This is a genomic window from Gracilimonas sediminicola (assembly GCF_024320785.1).
GTDB lineage: Bacteria > Bacteroidota > Rhodothermia > Balneolales > Balneolaceae > Gracilimonas > Gracilimonas sediminicola.
In genome coordinates this window covers 1197743-1215532 of sequence record NZ_JANDBC010000001.1, presented here as the reverse complement: position 1 = coordinate 1215532, position 17790 = coordinate 1197743, and the positions used below count along the sequence as shown (strand labels likewise).

Sequence of the window (17790 nt, the reverse complement as noted above, 5' to 3'; positions counted from 1 at the left end):
TTTAAGGCTTTGCCGGTTTGAAGTGAAAAAACCCATTCAAAAACCGCTGCGTATTGAGCTCATCTTTTGATACGGCACACCGAAATCCCACCTCATAAAATTGAGCATCACTCAAAACGCCTACCCGCCAGTACACCTTAGCGGTATTCACCCAGGAATTAAAACTTCCGCCGCGGATTATTCGCACCATACTATTTTCAAGATCATGCATTTCTTCCGGGCGCTCATAGAATTGGTAATACTTGCCGATCCATTCCGAAACATTTCCACTCATATCATAAATGCCCAGTTTGTTTGGCTTTTTGGTTCCTACCCTGAAGGAAAATGAGAGGTCATCTTGTTCGGTAATGGCATAGTTCGATAAAGAATCCGGATTGTTGGTTCCCGCAAAAAGGGTTGCTTTTCCCTCGGCTCTTGCCGCATATTCCCATTCGGTTTCAGTGGGTAGCCGCCAGCCAAAATAATTACAATAAGCGAGGGCATCATGCCAGTCTACACGAACAACGGCGCGATCTCCACGCCCGTAATGTTCATCCGGGGGAAGTTCCCTATCTGTTGCTCTGGCAAAGGCATCGTATTGAGCAAATGTAACTTCATACTTACCGATGTAGTAGTCATCCAGGCTTACTTTATGAATTGGAAGGGCATCGGTATTTGTGCTGTCGATGATATCTCCCATTAAAAAAGTCCCGCCTTCAACTTTAACCATATCAGGCTTGGGTATGGTGGGTGTTTTTTTGAATACAGAGCAGCTACAGGTTAATATGATTATTAATAACAGGTATAGCGATAGCTTGAAATTGCACATACTAAAAAGATAGTATTAATAGGGAAAAATTTCTAAAATAATTGGAATGATGTTGATTTAGTAAGAGTTTTATTGTGGTAAAATTAGGCATCAGTACGTCAAAAATGTAAAACCTAAAGTAGTAAGATGGATCAGAAGTTAGACCCGGAAGTGATAGAACAAATTAAAAAGTGTTGTAAGGATGAGGCATCATTCTCAAAACTTGAAGAGTTGTTTGGAGAACTTTTTCAGCGATACCAGAACACAAAAAAACAGCTTTCACTGGTTGAACAAGCCATAAAACACGATTACGATTCAATACTCATCACCGATTTAGATTTAGAAAAGCCGGGGCCAAAAATTGTATATGTAAATGAAGGTTTTACCCGTATGACCGGCTACACTAAAGAAGAAGTGCTCGGCAAAACACCAAGAATTCTGCAGGGCGAAAAGACTGACCGCCATGTGCTCGACAGGCTAAAAGAAAGATTGATAGAAGGGCAGGCATTTTTTGGGCATACCGTGAATTACCGGAAAGATGGTTCCGAGTTCATCAACCAGTGGGATATTCATCCACTTACAAACAGCAAGGGTGAAATTACGCACTGGGTTTCTTACCAGCGAGATATCACCGATAGAAAAGAATCGAGCAAGCTGATATTTGATGCTAACCTGGATTTTGACAATCTGGTAGAAGAGTCTAAGAAAACGTTTATTGACCTGGATGTTCAGGGCAATATCATTTCATCCAATAATTCCTTTAAGAGTTTACTGGGTTATGATGCCGATGAACTCAAAACTGTGAAAATCTGGGACCTTGTTGTGGACGAGGACCAGGATGAAATGAAATCCTTGTTTGGTGACTTTGATGCCAAACAGATTGAAGACAAAGAATATCCCTGGGAGTTTATCCAGAAAGATGGCGAAACCGTGAAGCTGGAAGGAACTATCAATTACTTTGTAAGTAATGATGAAACCGTTATTCGGGTTCACTTCGATAATATTTCACTCAGAAATCGCATTATCGAAACGCTTAAAAAGAAAAAAAGCAGCCTGGAGAATATTGTCGGCAAGAAAGATGAATTCACCCTCCGGTTTGTAGCAGGAAGTGACGGCAAAACAGGTTGTAAGTTTGTATCGGAAAACTTTACAAATATCACCGGCCTCAATCCTGAGCTTATTCTTGATGATGGTATTGAGAACGTAATCCACGCCGACGACCTGGAAGAAGCTGAAAAAGCTCTGGAGAAAGCATTTAACGGTACTTCATCCAGCATCAGCTGTAAGTATAAAACTTCCGATGACAACTACGTGTCCGTAATACAATCTTTTAAGCCTGATTTTGGTAAAGACAAGGAAACGGTTGAAAGCGTTAAAAGCGTAGCAATGATAGAGCTGGAAGTAGAAAAATAAGTTTCAGAAAAATTGATATTGAAAGCCCGCCAGCGTGCGGGCTTTTTCTTTATGTAGAGCAGGTTAACCCGTATATTGAAAATAAAAATGGATATTCAGGCGACAGAAGAACGAATTATCAAAGAGTTTGAATTACTGCAGGATTGGCCCGAGCGGTATAAGTATATCATTAAGCTGGGCGACAAACTGGATCCACTGCCGGAGGAAGCCCGGGTTGAAGAGAACTTGGTAAAAGGCTGTCAGAGTCAGGTTTGGCTTACCGCAGAAATGAAAGATGGGGAAGTGATATTTAAGGCAGACAGTGATGCAGCGATCACCAAAGGGCTTGTTTCGCTGATGGTTCGCTTCTATTCTGGTCGGGAGCCGGAAGTTATCATCAATAAAAAACCCGAGTTCATAGATAAAATCGGGATGGCTCAGCACCTTTCGCCAACGCGGGCAAACGGACTTGCTTCTATGGTAAAACAGATGAAGATTTATGCCATGGCCTTTAAATCTCAGAAAACGTTATCGTAATCTAATTGTAAGGCTCATAATAAATCATTTAATTTCCCCCTCTAACGGGGATAAGCAATGAATATGAGCTCAAAATTTTCTCTCACCGGCATTTCTGATATCGCTCTGGGTAAAGACCTGAGGTCGGAAAACGAGGTTGTTGGCAAAAAGGCGGGTATGACCGTCCTGAATTCGGTTTCTTTCTTTTTAGCCGGCGTTTCCATTCTCTTCCTCATTGCCTTTCAAATCAACGAATCTGTATCCCTGACGTGGTTTTTTCTGTCTGAAGCCATCGCCTTTTTATTAATCCCTCTGCTGGCCAGGCAGGGATTTGTGAAAGCCGCTAAGATTCTGCTCATTGCTTATGCCGATGTCGGTATTATCATTCTCAGTTCCGTATTTGGCGGCGATGCCATGATTCAGGCATTTTTTATACCCGCCATGGGGCTTTCCATCCTTCTTTTTGATAATACCCAGGTGCACCTGCGCAATATGGGTATTCTGTTGTCAATCCTTTCGTACTTCATCCTGGATTATATCATCTTCGAGAGAATCAGTATTTCTGAAAGCAGCTTCTCGCTGGTGAGATGGAGTGTTTTGACGGGCTCTTTCGTAACTACCTGGTTAATTTTTAATACCTTTTCGCAGTTTAAAGAAGACGCCGAACACCAGACGCTGGAGCTATTACAAAAAGAGCAGGAATTGAATCAGGAGTTGAGCCTGAAACAGGAAAAGCTGGAAACCTATATTGAGCAGCTTGAAGTGGCCACCGAGCAACTCGCAAAAAGCACAAAAGCCAAATCGGAATTTTTGGCTACCATGAGTCACGAGATCAGAACCCCGATGAATGCTATTTTGGGGATGACTCACCTGCTGAAGCAAGACAGTCCGCGCGAAGATCAAATTGAACCGATCAATATTCTGGACTTTTCCGGGAAAACCCTGCTTTCGCTGATTGATGACGTACTTGATTTCTCTAAAATTGAAGCCGGAAAAATTGAATTCGAAAACATTGAATTTGAGCTGAATAAACTTGTAAATGTCATTGTAGAGAGCTTCAAAATAACGGCCAAAAATAAAGGCATTGAGCTTAACACAGAGATAGGGGAAGGGATCCCCAATATATTAGTGGGCGATCCGGCGCGACTCACACAGATCCTGAATAACCTGGTAAGTAATGCGCTGAAGTTTACTGAAGAGGGAGAAGTGAGGTTATCAGTAAATGCTCTTCAGGTTGGTGATGATGACTCAGTACGACTACAGTTTACCATTTCAGATACGGGTATTGGTATTGAAGAAGATCGAGTAAATACCATTTTTGAAAGCTTTACACAGGCCAGCCAAAATACAAAACGCTTGTTTGGCGGTACGGGGCTTGGGCTTACCATCAGTAAACAACTTACAGAGCTTCAGGGTGGTACTATTTCCGTTGAAAGCGATGAAGGAGAAGGAAGCACTTTCTTCGTAGAGTTAACTTTTGAAAAAGGATCCTCAACAGACGAAGCCAAGGCAATAACCAAAAGTGAAGATAATGCCGAAAGTTTAAGAGGCCTCCGTGTTCTGCTTGCTGAAGATAACCTGGTGAACCAAAAGGTAATGTTGAGGTTTCTCGAGCGCTGGAATGTGGATATGACGGTTGTAGATAATGGCAAAGAAGCTGTAGAAGCCATTAAAGAACATAATTACGATGTGGTGCTGATGGACCTCCAGATGCCAACCATGGATGGGTACGAAGCCTCCGAGCATATTCGAAAACTGGATGATCCGTACAAGCGAAATACGCCTATCATTGCCCTCACAGCTGCCGCACTTAAAGAAGTACGAGAGAAAGTGTATGCTTCGGGCATGAACGACTTTGTGACCAAACCTTTTAACCCGGCTGACCTTGAGCAGAAGCTGTTTCAGTTTATTGAGAAATAATTTAGAACAGCCTTAGGTAGTTTTTTGCTGCTAAAAACTGTTTGATTCTCCGGGAAGTATATAACGGGTACCGCTCTTCAAAATTAAATGTCCCCAAATGGGAATGCTATTTGTCATAAGGGTGAACATTGACCCATTTACGACAGAACGATGAAAAAATACATGCTTTTACTATTTGACCAAAAAGATGCCTACGAAGATATGTCTGCGGAGGACATGCAGAAAGAAATTGAGATGCATATGAAATGGATCGGGGAGCTTGGAGATCAATTTGATTCCGGCGAAGCATTACAACCCGATTCAAGATCAATCACTGGTGGTGATAAGGTTGTTACAGATGGGCCTTTTATTGAGTCAAAAGAACTCATAGGAGGCTTTTATATTTTAAATGCGAACACAATGGAAGAAGCAGTTGAGCTGGCTAAAGGTTGCCCTGTTTTGGAACTTGGAGGAAGAATAGAAGTGCGGGAAGTGATGCCAACTTAATTCTGATGGACAGAAGTTCACATAGTACAAAAGCCATAGTCGATCATCTTTTCAGGGAGGAAGCCGGAAAAATGACGGCTATTTTAATTCGCCTTTTTGGCTTTGGCAATGCTGAATTAGCCGAAGACATTGTACAGGAAACCTTTATCACGGCAATGAAGAACTGGCCAATGAAAGGAGTGCCGGAAAAGCCTTCAGCCTGGCTTATGCAAGTTGCAAAGAATAAAGCGATCAATGTGATAAAAAGAGAGCAGTTGATTAGGAAAAAGGCGCCTGCTTGGCTTGAAGTTGGCGGGGATGAGTCGGCTATTGAAAATTTGTTTCAACATCAGGAGATAAAAGACAGCCAGTTGAATATGTTATTTACCTGCTGCTATCCCGAGATAAAAGAGCGTGAACAACTGATGCTGATCTTGAAAATACTGGGTGGGTTCAGCTATGCCGAAATAGGCAGCGCACTGCTCATGAAACCGGAAGCGGTAAAGAAAGCTTTGTACCGAGCCCGGAAAGAAATCAAGAACCACTATGTTGAACTCCCGGAGCTAAGCCCGCAAGAAGCCCTGCAAAGAGTGGATACGGTACTGAAAGCAATTTACCTGTTATTTAATGAAGGGTATAAAACCAGCTACGCCAATAAACTGATCAATGTCGATTTATGCTTTACAGCTTTGCGTTTAGCTCACCTCATGACCTCTCTTACTTATGATGATTCCGGGCGGGTACATGCGCTGCTGGCTTTAATGTATTTTCAGTCTGCCCGGTTTTCGGCGCGTTCAGACCACCAATCAGTCATTTTAGATTTAAAAGATCAGGACAGGGCCAAGTGGAGCCGGGAGTTAATAAACAAAGGTTTTAATCATCTAAAACGATCTCGCGAAAGTAAAGAGTTGAGCCGGTACCATTTAGAATCAACTATTGCCTCCGTTCACATTCAGGCACCAAGTTTTGAGGAAACAGATTGGAAATTGATTTCAACTTGTTACGAAAGGCTCATCAACATGGAGCCTTCACCGATTATTGAGCTGAATTACATAGTAGCCTTAAGCTATTTACGTGGAGCAGAGCTTGGATTAAAAAAGTTAGAAAAGCTTCAGGGTTCAATTACTCAAGAGAAAGAGTATTTCTTTTGGGCGGCAAAAGCGGAAATGAATGTGAGGCTTGGGAAGTTCGGACTGGCCAAATCATATTACCAGGTTGCCTGCGACCTTACCCCTTCCGGCTTTGACGAAACCTACCTGCGCCGAAAAATGGAAGAGTGTGATTTGCAGAACCTTTCTAAAAATTAAAAGCCGCCCCTGAAATCAGAAGCGGCTTTTTTTAAATCTACAGTTAATTCAAAAAGCTTATCAAGAATTACTTCTTGGTTGCTTTTTTAGCTTGCGGAGCCTGCTTTTTGGCAGCTGTTTTGGGGGCAGATTTAGGAGCAGGTTTTTGTTCTTTGTTAGCCATGATTTCGGCCTCCAAACAAATGATTGTGGTTATGTTCTTTTGCCCGTTTTGGCAAATCCCTAACCCATGTTCAGGCAGATGAGCACTCTGAACATTACCATTATATTCGCACCTTTTTTGCCATTAAGCAATAGGGGAGGGAGTGCAGGAAAGAATATTTTTATAAAAAAAGGGCTGCCTTCCTTCCGGAACGCAGCCCCTGGTTTTTCGGGGTACAAATGAAAATGAATAAAAAGTTATTGTTTTTCAGGGATGGTGATATAGAAAGTAGAGCCAACGCCCTCTTCGGTTTCAACTTTCACTCCGCCATCATGTAATTCTACAAATTGTTTTACAAGCGGAAGGCCTAATCCGGTGCTGATTTCTCCCTGCGTACCCGAGCGCCGGTGTTTCTCATTTTTGGTAAACAACCCATCCATATATTGCTCCGGAATGCCAATGCCGGTATCAGATACAGAGCAATGAAGAATTCGGTTTTCTTCGGTATCTACAATTTCAGCTTTTACTGTTATGGTGTCTCCGGTTGAACTAAACTTCAAAGCATTAGAAATCAGGTTGCTGACAATCAGCTTAAACTTTTCGTTATCGAGCTTAAATGAGTCTGAAATATTGAAATTCGTTGTAATGTCTACTTGCTTGGTTTTAGCGAGTGGAGTATAAATGAGAATCAGGTCTTTGATGAGTTCATCAATCTGAACTTCATCCACTATCAACCGGGAATCTCCTTCTTCCAGAGAGTTGGAGACTAACTCACTGGTGTAGGTGACCAGCTTTCTGCCACTAATTTCAATCATGGAAAGCATACTTTCCAATTCATCGCGATCTCCATCCCAAACATTCTGCAGATAATGGGCAGAACTGACGATGCCGCTAAGCGGACTTTTGATATCATGATTAACCACCCGAAGAAAATGATCTTTTTCCCGGTTTAATCTTTCGAGTTCTCTTTGTGTTCGTCTGATTTCAAGCCGTGAAACAATTTCACCGGCAATAGTTCTTAAGGCTTTTCTTTGGGTATCTGACAATTCTTTTGGTTCTGAGTCGAGCACACAAAGCGCCCCAATATTAAAGCCATCTTTTGTTTTTAACGGGTATCCGCTGTAAAATCTGTGATGAGGATCATGTTCAACAAAAGAGGCATCTTTAAAGCGGTCATCCTTAGAGAGGTCAGTGATTTCCATGCTGCCATCAGCAAGAATGGTGTGTGCGCATACGGCTTCAGAGCGGTCACAATTTGTGCCAGACTCGAGTCCGTGAGCTGCTTTGGTCCACTGCCGGTTATGATCCAGAATATTCATCTGAGACATAGAGCTTTCCGTTACAATGGCTGCAAGCTCCACAAGAGAATCGAATTCCTCTTCCGGGAGCGTGTCCAGAATATTATACCTTTCTACGGCTTGCTGCCTCTCAGACTCATTATCCGGAATCGGAATTTCAGCAGTATTTTGATCTTGGGGTAATTCAGGCATTGTAATAAGCTCGTCTAATTTTTTAAGGCGCTGTGAGGGCCTCTTAATTCTCTCTTAGCAAAATGAATCGATAAGATGCTTTCAGTTTCGTTTTCTAATATGATGGAGCCATTGATTTGACTCGATAAAACATCTATGAGCTCTTTGCGAAGATTAGTGTTTGGGTGGTCTAATCCATACGCAGGAAGTAATTGACCGGATGGGTCAATCAAGTCAATTTTTACACACTCGTCCGAACCCTTCATTCTCAGGGCAAGTTGGCTGTTTTGGATGCCCGAATTGCATCTGATTTGATCTAAGTAATCAAGCACCTCGTTAAGCAGCATACCGGCAGGAATGGCCTGGTTCACATTTAGCTCAACTTCATCTAACTCAAAGCTGGTGATCAGTTTATAGGCATTGTTGTCTGTCACCTCAGCACCATCTTTAACAACCGTTTCTATAAATCTTCTGAAACTTACATGGGTCAGGCTTTCATTCTGATACAGCAGCTCATGAATTTTGGCGATGGTTGTAATTCTGGATTGGGTGGAATGCAGGTGCTTGGAAATTTTCTGGTCGTTATTATCCAGAATCTCCAGCTCTAACAGACCTGAAATAATGGCCAGGTTATTTTTAACCCTGTGGTGCACTTCCCCAAGCAGTGTTTCTTTCTCAACCAGTGATTCTTCAATAATATTTCGGGCTTGCACTTGCTCAGTCACGTCAATGGCTTCTACAAAAATGCCATACACTTCACCATCTTCATTGTGTATAGGCTTGTACACAAAGTTCAGGAAGTGACTTTTTGAAGCCCCATTTTTTCCATTGTTGAAGTACACTTCCTTCTCGTTAAAGTAGAGCGATTTATCCTCATTATAACATGTATCCAGCAGATCCGTGAAGCCTTGTTCATCCATCTCAGGAAGGGCTTCTTTTACTGATAAACCTACCAGATCTTGCTTCCCGACCAACTCTTTGTACTTTTGGTTTACAAAGTTGTAGATATGATCCTTCCCTTCCAGCATAGCGATGGCAGAAGGTGATTCCTCAAACATGTCCTGCATTTGGGCACGGGCTTTTTGCTCGGTTTCCAGCAGCTCCACAATCTGGTTCTCAAGTGCTTTGCGTTCGGTGATGTCCACATACATTCCATAAATGGCAATCACATCCCCATCCAGTTCTACCGGTACGCCCCCTACAAGAACAGGTACTTCTTTACCATCTTTACTGATTCGAATAGTTTCCGTCTGGAAGCTGTCTCCGGTAAAGCTTAGCCGGGAAAGAGTTTCTCCCTGCTCGTCCATTGCTTGAGGTACAATAGTCTGGTCGAGGTTCTTCCCAATGATTTCCGAATCGGAGTACCCAAAGATTTTGCTGAAGCTCTGGTTGATATTTTGGACGTTTCCATCAGCATCTACCAACACTATCCCAATAGGGGAATTGAAGAATAATTGATTCAGCAGCTTCTGGTTTCTCTTACTTTCAACTTCTACCAATTTTCGTTCGGTAATATCCATATGAGAACCGGCCAGTTTGGTAGGCTCTCCATATTCATTCCAGTCAACAAACTTTCCAATAGCTAAAATCCAACGGTAGGAACCATCCGTTGTTTTTAGACGGAACTCAGCTTCATAGCTGTCACCCGACTCAATATATCTTGATAGCTCGGTATCGGGAATATGCCGGTCTTCGTGATGCACAAGAGAGTAAAAGAAGGATTTAGTAAATTCAACGTCATCCTTATCGTAGCCCAACATGGTGTACCATCGTTCGTTGTAGTAGGCGTTGTCAGAGTCAAGGTCAACCTCCCAGAGTCCAAGGTTTGCCCCATCAACGGCAAGATCATTAAAATGCCTGGTTCGCTGGAGCTCTTTCTTTACCTGCTGTCTCTCATTTTCAATTTCGATGATGTTGTTGCGGTTCAGGCCTCCTCCAACAATAAAACGTTCGCCATTCTGCTCAAAGCTGGTTCCTCTCAGCAAATAATGTACGGCCTCGCCATCTTTAGTAATACAACGGGCTTCCACGCTGATTTTTTTGCCTACGAGCTTGTCTTCAAGAATATTAAAAAGCAAAGATCGGTCGTCGGGGTGTACCAGTTTCATTACATTTGTGCTGGCAATTTCCTCGTTTGTATATCCCAGATCCTGCTCCAGCATATTATTCCACCGGATTAATTCACCCTTAAGGTTAAACACAAAGAATGCCGTAGGCAGGCTGGAGATGGCAGATTCGGTAAACTCTTTCTCATCCAGCAATTGCTTTTGGATGGCTATACGGGAAGAAATATCCTTGATGTTGATAATGGTCTTCTCTTCTCCGTCTTCAGCCTCAAATATAACAGAGCTTACTTCTACCGGAATCTTGTGGCCATCTTTATGGGTGAATTCAACCTCGCCTGTAAAAGAGCCGTTCTCTCTGCGGTTTGCAACAGCCTGAATATTAACAGGATTATCCATATCAAAAATAATGTCCCGGTAATTTCCTTCCAGCTCGCCGGGTTCATACCCCAGCATATCACAGGCAGCCGGGTTAACCTCCAGAATGAGGCCGTCCGGCTTACCTATGATTGTTCCTTCCAGGGTATTATTAAACTGCAGCTTGTACAGTAGCTCAGATGTTTTAAGCGCCTGCTGGGTATTTCGCTTTTGGGAAATATCTTTGAACGCCCAGCTTGTTACCGGTTTTCCGCTCTCATTTCGGAATAACGTGACGGACAGCTCAATAGGAATAACGTTGCCTTTTGCTGTCTTGATTTCATAGTCTCCTATATAATTGCCTTTCCGGTTAATTCTTTTCTGAATGTCGGCAACGCTCATGTTCACATTCAGATAATTGCTGATGTCTGTGAAAATCAGGTTGTTCTCACTTACTTCCAGTAATTTACATGCAATGTTGTTGGCTTCGATCACCGTATTGGATTCATCGGCAACCAAAATTCCATAGAGGCTGTTTTGGAAGTGTTTCTCAAACTTCTCCCGGGTTTCCTTCAGGTAGGTTTGGCTTTGAATTTGAGCGCTGATATCCTCGTAAATCAGGATGGCACCCTCGTCGGTTCCCAGGGGGTTTACGGTAACAGAAAAGGTTTTTTGGGAAGCCTCTTGCGAAACCTGGTATTTCATCGTAAAACTTTCTCTTTCTTCGCATAGCACATCTTTGATGCCAAGTAAAAGCCGAAGGGCAGACTCGTTACCTGCAGCAAGGGGGTGCTGAAGCACCGAAAGTATATTCTCATTCAACCCGGGATGGCTCCAGTTCTCTTCGCATTCTTCCCGGTAAATCTTCCATTGGGTGTTGAATGCTGTGATAATGCCTTCGCTATTGATTAAAGCAATATGGGCATTCAATGAATTGAGAATGGCCGCGCTTAAGCGGTCCAGTTCTACTATTGTATGTATATGATCAGTGCTCATAAATTGCTAACAAGTTTCTCTTTATCTCTCATTGATTTGCCAGGTAGTTTGCACGCTTCTGGTTTGTTTTATCTGAGAAATAAACTATCCAACTTTTACACTTTTTGAATGACGTGAAAGACCTAATTTTGAAATTAGGCTAAAAGACCTACTGTGCATTAACTGAACAGGAGGGTAGCAGCAGAATAATTATTCAGGATATTCAAAAAATGTATTCCCGTTTAGAAGCTCATTTACAGCTTCCACGAGTTTAGGTTCGGTTGGGGTATGAGAGATAACCCCGGATGCTCCTGCATCCATTAAAGGTTGAACAAACTTCTTATCGTCATGATGGTCCAATACTAAAATGGGAATATCGGGTGAGCCGGTTTTTATGTCCTTAATATTATCCGGGGCATTACCACAGCCATGAGAAGTATTGAGGTCGTAAATAATAACGCTGTGCTTTTTGATAAGCAGAGGCAACTGATCCGAATAGTCAGTTTCCGGAGAAATAAAATCAACAGAAGCGTCTAACGATGATCGTAAAATTTCAGATACAATATCGTTGGTTTGATTGATTTTGGCTATGAAGGTTACTTGCAGCACAGTGTAAGTGGATGATATATTTTACTTAACTAATGCTAAAGTACTCTATAAAACGGCTTAAAAAATCGGTGTTAACACCTATATTCACTATAGGTGTTTTTACCTAAGCAATAAAAGAGACATGCGAATGATATTCAAAAAGAAGGGGTGGGGGTAAAAGTTAAGCCGGCGTTCATCCGTTATTGTTGTTATCGAAAAGCTTGTTTTTTATAGCGTATTTCACAAGTCCGGCCGTATTTTTTGCCCCGGTTTTCTGTAGCAGATTTCGGCGGTGAGCATCCACGGTACGCACGCTCACATACAGCTGGTCGGCGATTTCCTGGTTGGTAAATTCGTTAACGATCAGCTTTAAGACCTCCAGCTCCCTTTCGGTAATATTAATCTCATCAGGTTCCCGGTTTTTGGAGACCGTAGGTTGAACCAGTTCCTGAAGGATAGCCTGGGTGGCGTCATCACTGAAGTAATGTTTGCCGTCCATAATGGTATTAATGGCTTTGATGAGCTCCTCTTTACCGGAACTCTTCAGGATATACCCGGAAGCTCCGGCCTTAATCATTTTCTTAATGTGCTGATCTTCACTCAGCATAGTTAAAGCCAGTACTTTAACATCCGGCTGTTCTTTCTTGATCTGCTCGGTCGCTTCAATGCCATTCATTTTGGGCATGGTGATATCCATAACAATCAGGTCCGGCTTGTGTTCCAGAGAAAGGTTGGTTGCCTGTTCCCCGTTTTCAGCTTCAAAAGAGATTTCAAAGCCGGGCTCGTCTTCTATCAGTATTTTTATACCATCCCTTACAATCTGATGGTCATCGACTATTGCAATCTTAATGTTAGCCATTTATTGGGCATTTGTATGTTTGTTGATAGGAACGATTGCGCTGATTAATGTCCCCTTGCCGGGTTTTGAATCGAATTCAAAGTGGCCGCCAAGCGCCCCTGTTCTCGTTTTAATAGTTTGTAACCCCAATCCCGGTGTAAAGTCCGGATCAGATGTATCAAAGCCAATGCCATTATCATCAATCGTAAGGATCAAATCAAGCTCATCTTTAATGAGCTGAACATTAATCTGTGAAGCCTTAGAGTATTTTACCGCATTAGAAAGTGCCTCCTGTGCAATGCGATAGAGATTAAATTGTACTTCTCTGGGCAATTCGAGATCCCTGATGTTTTGGTAGTAGCTGATGTCCAAATCGTTGGTGGTACTGTAATTATCAACGAGGGCCTCGATGGCTAAAGCCAGCCCGTAATCATCAACTACACGAGGCATCAGGTTGCGGGAAATCTGGGCCGTTTCTGAAACCGCATGCTTCAGTAAATTCAACCCTTTATTAAACTGATCCTGTTTGCGTTCATCCAGTTTAGAAATTTGACCTTGCACGGAATCCAGGTTCATATTGGCCGCTGCAAGGTATTGGCCAAGTCCGTCATGAAGTTCCTGAGCAATACGAGCCCGCTCTTTATTTTCGCCTTCTACAAGTGAGGCCAGCACCATCTCCTCCGCTTGCTTCTGCTCGGTGATATCATTCACCAGCACCAGGCGGTAGTTTTTACCGAAATAGGTAATTGATGAACCGGTAACACGCACATTGATGATTTCACCATTCTTTTTGATATGCCGGGATTCAAAAGGCTCAGACATAGTGGTCTCGCGGTCGTTCTTAATAACCTGCTTTGCTTCTTCTTTATCCTCATCAGGACGGATATCTAATATCGTTTTGGTATAAAATTCTTCCCGTGAATAACCGTAATGCCGCACAGCAGATTCATTCACCTCAATGATGGATAGGTCGTCCGGATTAAAAATTAACATGGGCTGGGGGCTTTTCTGAAAAAGCAGCCGGTAATTGTGTTCAGATTCTGCCAACCTCTTCTCTGCTTCCACTTGTGCTGTTACATCCACCACCGTAGAAATCATCAGGTTTTGATCATAAACCGGGATGTTTTTAGCGTTGATGATTCGTTCCTCCCCAGTCTGAGTTGTAATTTTGATTCCTTTCCATTGCATCCGCTCAGGTTTTTTGGAGCCAATGTCCTCCAGCACCATTTCTTTTATGCGGTTGCGGTATTCTTCATCCTGATAGGCTTTCTCAAAAAAAGTATCTAAATCGGTGATGACGTTTTTGGGCCAGCCATAGATTTTGGAGAACCTTTGGTTCATTAAAGAAACCTTCCCGGAATCGATGTGATTTACGGCTACTCCAATAGGCAGGTTTTCAATCGTATTCTCAAAAAGTTCTTTCTGCTCTTCAATATACCTTTCGTACTCCTTAACCTGGGTAACGTCCTGTACAACCGAAGCAACAAAATCAGGGTTTCCATCCGAGTCGAAGTAGATCTCACTTACCAAATGAATGTAGATGGTTTGATTAGTACCGTGCTTAACAATTCTAAAAACATCATTTAAGTGCCCTTTTATATTGGCTTCCTCACGAACTTCTAAAAATCGATCAAAATCTTCTGGGTGGATGAGGTTTAAAATTCCTTCAAAATCCAGAGGTTCACTGCTCTTCTCTAAACCGGCTAAATTATATACGTTTTGAGATATAGTGATTTCTCCGGTTTTTAAATCCCGTTCGATGTGCCCAATCTTACCAATTTTTTCTGCTCTTCTGAACCGCCGGTTGACCAACTCTAATTTTTGTTCTTTTTGTTTGATATCCGTCACATCCAGCCCGATTCCAATGGTGGTATCATCCGAGAGTTTAATATTTGACCATTCCTGGATGCGGGTATTCCCGGCTTTATCAAGCACCTCAAAAGTATGCCATTCACCGTCTGCTTCAGCCATCACCTTGAGGGCCTTTTTCTTTAATTCAGGATCAGGATAGCAGGCCGCCAGCAAGTCAATTTCACTGATTTCTTCATTAGTCCATCCCAGGGTTTCCTCAAAAGCTTTATTTACCCTGATTTGATTCACCTCCGGATCGTAAATATCTATCATCACCGGAATTTGTTCGAAAATACGCTCAAACAGCTCTTGTCTGCGCTTATTTTTTTCTTCAAGGTCCACCTGTTCCGTAATGTCCTGTATAATGCCGGATATCGAGGTTGTTTCTCCCTGATCATTTTCCTGAACATTACCCATGCTTTTCATCCACCGCACCGTACCGTCCGGCCAAATGATACGGTACTCTGCTTTGTAAGGGGTTTTAGTTTCAATCGCTTCAATAAAAGCCTGTTCTACACGATCTTTGTCATCAGGATGGATGGAGTCGTAGAAATCCTGAACGTTCCATTTCTTTGGTCTCTCTTTAAGTCCAAATAGTTTGTAGTGGTATCTGGAGGTAATATTTCTGTTCGTTTCAAGGTTGATACTCCAGGTTGCGATTTTCACTGAATCCAAAGCTTCATCCACACTTTTTGTAGCAGATTTGATGCGTTTGTTGCTAAAATCAACAAGAAGATAGAGTAAAATAGCTGTAACAATTACGTATAGTATGCCTTTAAAGGTGCTATAACGCGCCATTTCCTCAATATCGGTAATAATGAAGGCTAGCAACTGGTCTGAGAAAAGAATCCACAATATACCTGTCACCAGATAAATGAAGGCAATATTTACAGCATTAAGTTGGAAAAGTTTTTGAAACTTTTTCATGACCAGCATTTTCCCCTTGTGAATAATTTCTGAATTTGAACTAACTGCTTTCTGTGTTAAACCACAAGAGTGTTTAGAGCAATGCCTCAGCAGATAATAACTCCCGAAATCCGGGGTTTGGACCAATAAAAAAACCATCCTCATCTAAAGCAGATAAGGATGGTTGCATTTGTACCCACGACTTAACCCAAATTGGCCCTCTTGACCATTAAGTAAGAGCGATCTCAAAGCCATTCCTTACACTTTTTTGGGAAATTAATTTTGAGTTCAAAATAACCCTCTGTGAGCTTGCTAAGTGCGATTGTTTAGAAGTAGCCGAATTTGAAAACAGAATTAGGAAGAAAGGGAAGTGGATTTTTGTGCGCGAAGGGGAGATATAAAAAAAGCCACCTTTCGAACAAAGGCGGCTTTAAAAATTAATGTACGCACGAGAGGATTCGAACCCCTGACCTTCTGGTCCGTAGCCAGACGCTCTATCCAGCTGAGCTACGTGCGCAAAAAATTCGAGAGCATCAAAGATAAGAAGATCATAACTGCAGGGCAATTATTTTATGCTTCAGAATGAAGAATAAGTTTTTGAGGTTGGAGGGGTATGATTAGCAACTAACAGAGGAATTATTTGGTACGATTGTTGAAATAATAAAGGCAGAGAAGGTTTGATGCTAACCCTTAACACCGAGAGAATACTATGAACAATGCATCCCGACATATTTTAATCCAGCTTGAAATTATCCTCAAAGAGTACCCTGAGGCCGAATTTTACATTCAGGAACGAATGAGGTCCCTGATATCAGATTTACTGAATTCCGAGATTTGTTTCGAAGAATTGCAGCCTCAGAATAAATAAACGGAGGAAAAAAGCCTCAAAAGCAGAAATAAATTCCGCTTTACTTGGCCTCTTTTAGTCATCCGATGCCAACCACTCCTTGTATTGGGACCGGCGCTCAGTTACCTTTTTCAGGTAATTTTTGGTTTCGTCCCAGGGCAGGTTCGCCAGCAGGTAATCGTAATTTTCCTGTGCGCTCATCCCGTTTATGGTATCCCGGGCATTATTGAAGTTGGTGGAATTGATATAGGCTCTTGCCACATTTCCGGCGCCGGTGTTATAAGCGCAAATTACCAGGTACTCATGTACTGTCCGGTCTTCAATTCCCCGCATATACCGGTTCATCAAAATGTCGATATAGGTAGAGCCGAAATGCACATTTTGGTCGGGATTAAATAAATATTCAGCTGAGGGGATAGCGTCTTTTCCATTTAACACCCGATATACATCCCGGCCGGCGGTGCGGGGTACAATTTGCATTAACCCCAGGGCATTGGCATGAGATTTTGCCATGGGATTGAAAAACGACTCGGTATGAATAATGGCAAGCACCAGGGTAGGATCTATTTCATACTTATCAGAGTAAGTTTCCACTTCCTTTCTGAATTTTTCGGCCCGGGTGCGGAGGTGATCAGGCACAAGCTGCAGGTTTAAAACGGCAATCTTTCTGGTGGTTCCATCTTCGGCTTCCACTTCTTTAATCTCCGTTTGTTCAGCTACCTCTTTAGCGTATTGCAGGGAGTCCATGTCTTCAGGGATATCAATCTGATCGGCTAAAATAGGCTCTTGCATCACCTCTTTTTCGGTTTCATCGGGCAGTTCCGTTTCGGTGCCCTTACTGCTAATCAAATCCAGAACGGCATTCTCGATGGCAATAAGCAGGCTGTCTTCGGTGTCGTTTTCATCAGCCAGCACTTCGATGGTGCCTTCACCGTCTTCGAAGTCTACGTCCCATCGGACTTTACCTCCATTTTGATACTCAATCCAGTTGATCTTGGTCCGCTCTTTAAAGTCTCCCCACTGCCGTAACATATCATCCCGGAATCGGTTAAAATCCATTTCATGCTGAAATACATAGGCTTCATAGTCGGCGATGCTTTGGTGGAGAGCCGAGTCCTGGGCTGCCTGAATTTGTTCGAGCTGCTGCTGCCGTTGCTGTCGGTATTCTTCCCAGGTGAGTGATGCGTCTTGTGCTGTGATGTGTGTCGATGAAAAGAAAAGTATGACCAGTCCAAATAATAGTGACGTCTTCATGAGTACCCCAAATGTGCTTTAGCCTAATTAATTGGTGAAATTGTCCCCGTGTTTTGTATCCCAAAAGTACAACCTGCAGAGCAAAAGCCAAATACCGATTTTTTGATGAATAA

At 42.5% G+C, this 17790-nt stretch carries 12 protein-coding genes and 1 tRNA gene; 5 read left to right on the top strand and 8 right to left on the bottom strand.

From position 1 onward, the window contains the following. Position 1: 1 nt before the first annotated feature. On the bottom strand, positions 2–808 hold the full coding sequence (locus tag NM125_RS05470) for a formylglycine-generating enzyme family protein (RefSeq protein WP_489886127.1): 807 nt from the start codon (positions 806–808) through the stop codon (positions 2–4). Positions 809–934: 126 nt separating this feature from the next. Here NM125_RS05470 and NM125_RS05465 point away from each other — a divergent pair, with 126 nt between their 5' ends. From NM125_RS05465 to NM125_RS05445, 5 genes are all read left to right on the top strand, one after another. Continuing rightward, the gene (locus tag NM125_RS05465) at positions 935–2200 is read left to right on the top strand and encodes a PAS domain-containing protein (RefSeq protein ID WP_255133599.1); all 1266 of its coding nucleotides are present in this window, start codon (positions 935–937) and stop codon (positions 2198–2200) included. Positions 2201–2287: 87 nt separating this feature from the next. Beyond that, positions 2288–2716 (top strand): SufE family protein, encoded by a 429-nt coding sequence (locus NM125_RS05460; protein WP_349294180.1) that lies wholly within the window; start codon positions 2288–2290, stop codon positions 2714–2716. Positions 2717–2779: 63 nt separating this feature from the next. Continuing rightward, complete coding sequence (locus NM125_RS05455) at positions 2780–4615, top strand: ATP-binding protein (RefSeq protein ID WP_255133596.1); 1836 nt, start codon at positions 2780–2782, stop codon at positions 4613–4615. A 150-nt stretch (positions 4616–4765) separates the two neighbouring features. Further along, positions 4766–5101 carry a YciI family protein gene (locus NM125_RS05450; protein ID WP_255133594.1) on the top strand — a complete coding sequence of 112 codons (336 nt, stop codon included), beginning with the start codon at positions 4766–4768 and terminating at the stop codon, positions 5099–5101. Between the two features lie 5 nt (positions 5102–5106). After that, complete coding sequence (locus NM125_RS05445) at positions 5107–6387, top strand: RNA polymerase sigma factor (RefSeq protein WP_255133591.1); 1281 nt, start codon at positions 5107–5109, stop codon at positions 6385–6387. Positions 6388–6786: 399 nt separating this feature from the next. Here NM125_RS05445 and NM125_RS05440 read toward each other — a convergent pair whose 3' ends face one another. The 7 genes from NM125_RS05440 to NM125_RS05410 all read right to left on the bottom strand — a co-directional run bounded on the left by NM125_RS05440 (position 6787) and on the right by NM125_RS05410 (position 17677). Continuing rightward, complete coding sequence (locus tag NM125_RS05440; RefSeq protein WP_255133589.1) at positions 6787–8019, bottom strand: GAF domain-containing sensor histidine kinase; 1233 nt, start codon at positions 8017–8019, stop codon at positions 6787–6789. A 14-nt stretch (positions 8020–8033) separates the two neighbouring features. After that, the gene (locus tag NM125_RS05435) at positions 8034–11414 is read right to left on the bottom strand and encodes a PAS domain S-box protein (protein WP_255133587.1); all 3381 of its coding nucleotides are present in this window, start codon (positions 11412–11414) and stop codon (positions 8034–8036) included. A 189-nt stretch (positions 11415–11603) separates the two neighbouring features. Next, on the bottom strand, positions 11604–12002 hold the full coding sequence (locus NM125_RS05430; protein ID WP_255133585.1) for a response regulator: 399 nt from the start codon (positions 12000–12002) through the stop codon (positions 11604–11606). Positions 12003–12174: 172 nt separating this feature from the next. Further along, on the bottom strand, positions 12175–12840 hold the full coding sequence (locus tag NM125_RS05425; RefSeq protein WP_255133583.1) for a response regulator transcription factor: 666 nt from the start codon (positions 12838–12840) through the stop codon (positions 12175–12177). Further along, positions 12841–15597: a PAS domain S-box protein gene (locus NM125_RS05420; RefSeq protein ID WP_255133581.1), complete on the bottom strand. Its 2757-nt coding sequence runs from the start codon at positions 15595–15597 to the stop codon at positions 12841–12843. A 422-nt stretch (positions 15598–16019) separates the two neighbouring features. After that, positions 16020–16093: transfer RNA gene (locus NM125_RS05415), tRNA-Arg, on the bottom strand. A 405-nt stretch (positions 16094–16498) separates the two neighbouring features. Beyond that, on the bottom strand, positions 16499–17677 hold the full coding sequence (locus tag NM125_RS05410) for a transglycosylase SLT domain-containing protein (RefSeq protein ID WP_255133579.1): 1179 nt from the start codon (positions 17675–17677) through the stop codon (positions 16499–16501). Between the last annotated feature and the right edge of the window lie 113 nt (positions 17678–17790).

Coding starts and splice junctions, on each gene's coding strand:
- NM125_RS05420 (WP_255133581.1), bottom strand. CDS start 15,597: ATGAAAAAGTTTCAAAAACTTTTCCAACTTAATGCTGTAAATATTGCC.
- NM125_RS05425 (WP_255133583.1), bottom strand. CDS start 12,840: ATGGCTAACATTAAGATTGCAATAGTCGATGACCATCAGATTGTAAGG.
- NM125_RS05465 (WP_255133599.1), top strand. CDS start 935: ATGGATCAGAAGTTAGACCCGGAAGTGATAGAACAAATTAAAAAGTGT.
- NM125_RS05455 (WP_255133596.1), top strand. CDS start 2,780: ATGAGCTCAAAATTTTCTCTCACCGGCATTTCTGATATCGCTCTGGGT.
- NM125_RS05450 (WP_255133594.1), top strand. CDS start 4,766: ATGAAAAAATACATGCTTTTACTATTTGACCAAAAAGATGCCTACGAA.
- NM125_RS05440 (WP_255133589.1), bottom strand. CDS start 8,019: ATGCCTGAATTACCCCAAGATCAAAATACTGCTGAAATTCCGATTCCG.
- NM125_RS05445 (WP_255133591.1), top strand. CDS start 5,107: ATGGACAGAAGTTCACATAGTACAAAAGCCATAGTCGATCATCTTTTC.
- NM125_RS05410 (WP_255133579.1), bottom strand. CDS start 17,677: ATGAAGACGTCACTATTATTTGGACTGGTCATACTTTTCTTTTCATCG.
- NM125_RS05470 (WP_489886127.1), bottom strand. CDS start 808: ATGTGCAATTTCAAGCTATCGCTATACCTGTTATTAATAATCATATTA.
- NM125_RS05435 (WP_255133587.1), bottom strand. CDS start 11,414: ATGAGCACTGATCATATACATACAATAGTAGAACTGGACCGCTTAAGC.
- NM125_RS05460 (WP_349294180.1), top strand. CDS start 2,288: ATGGATATTCAGGCGACAGAAGAACGAATTATCAAAGAGTTTGAATTA.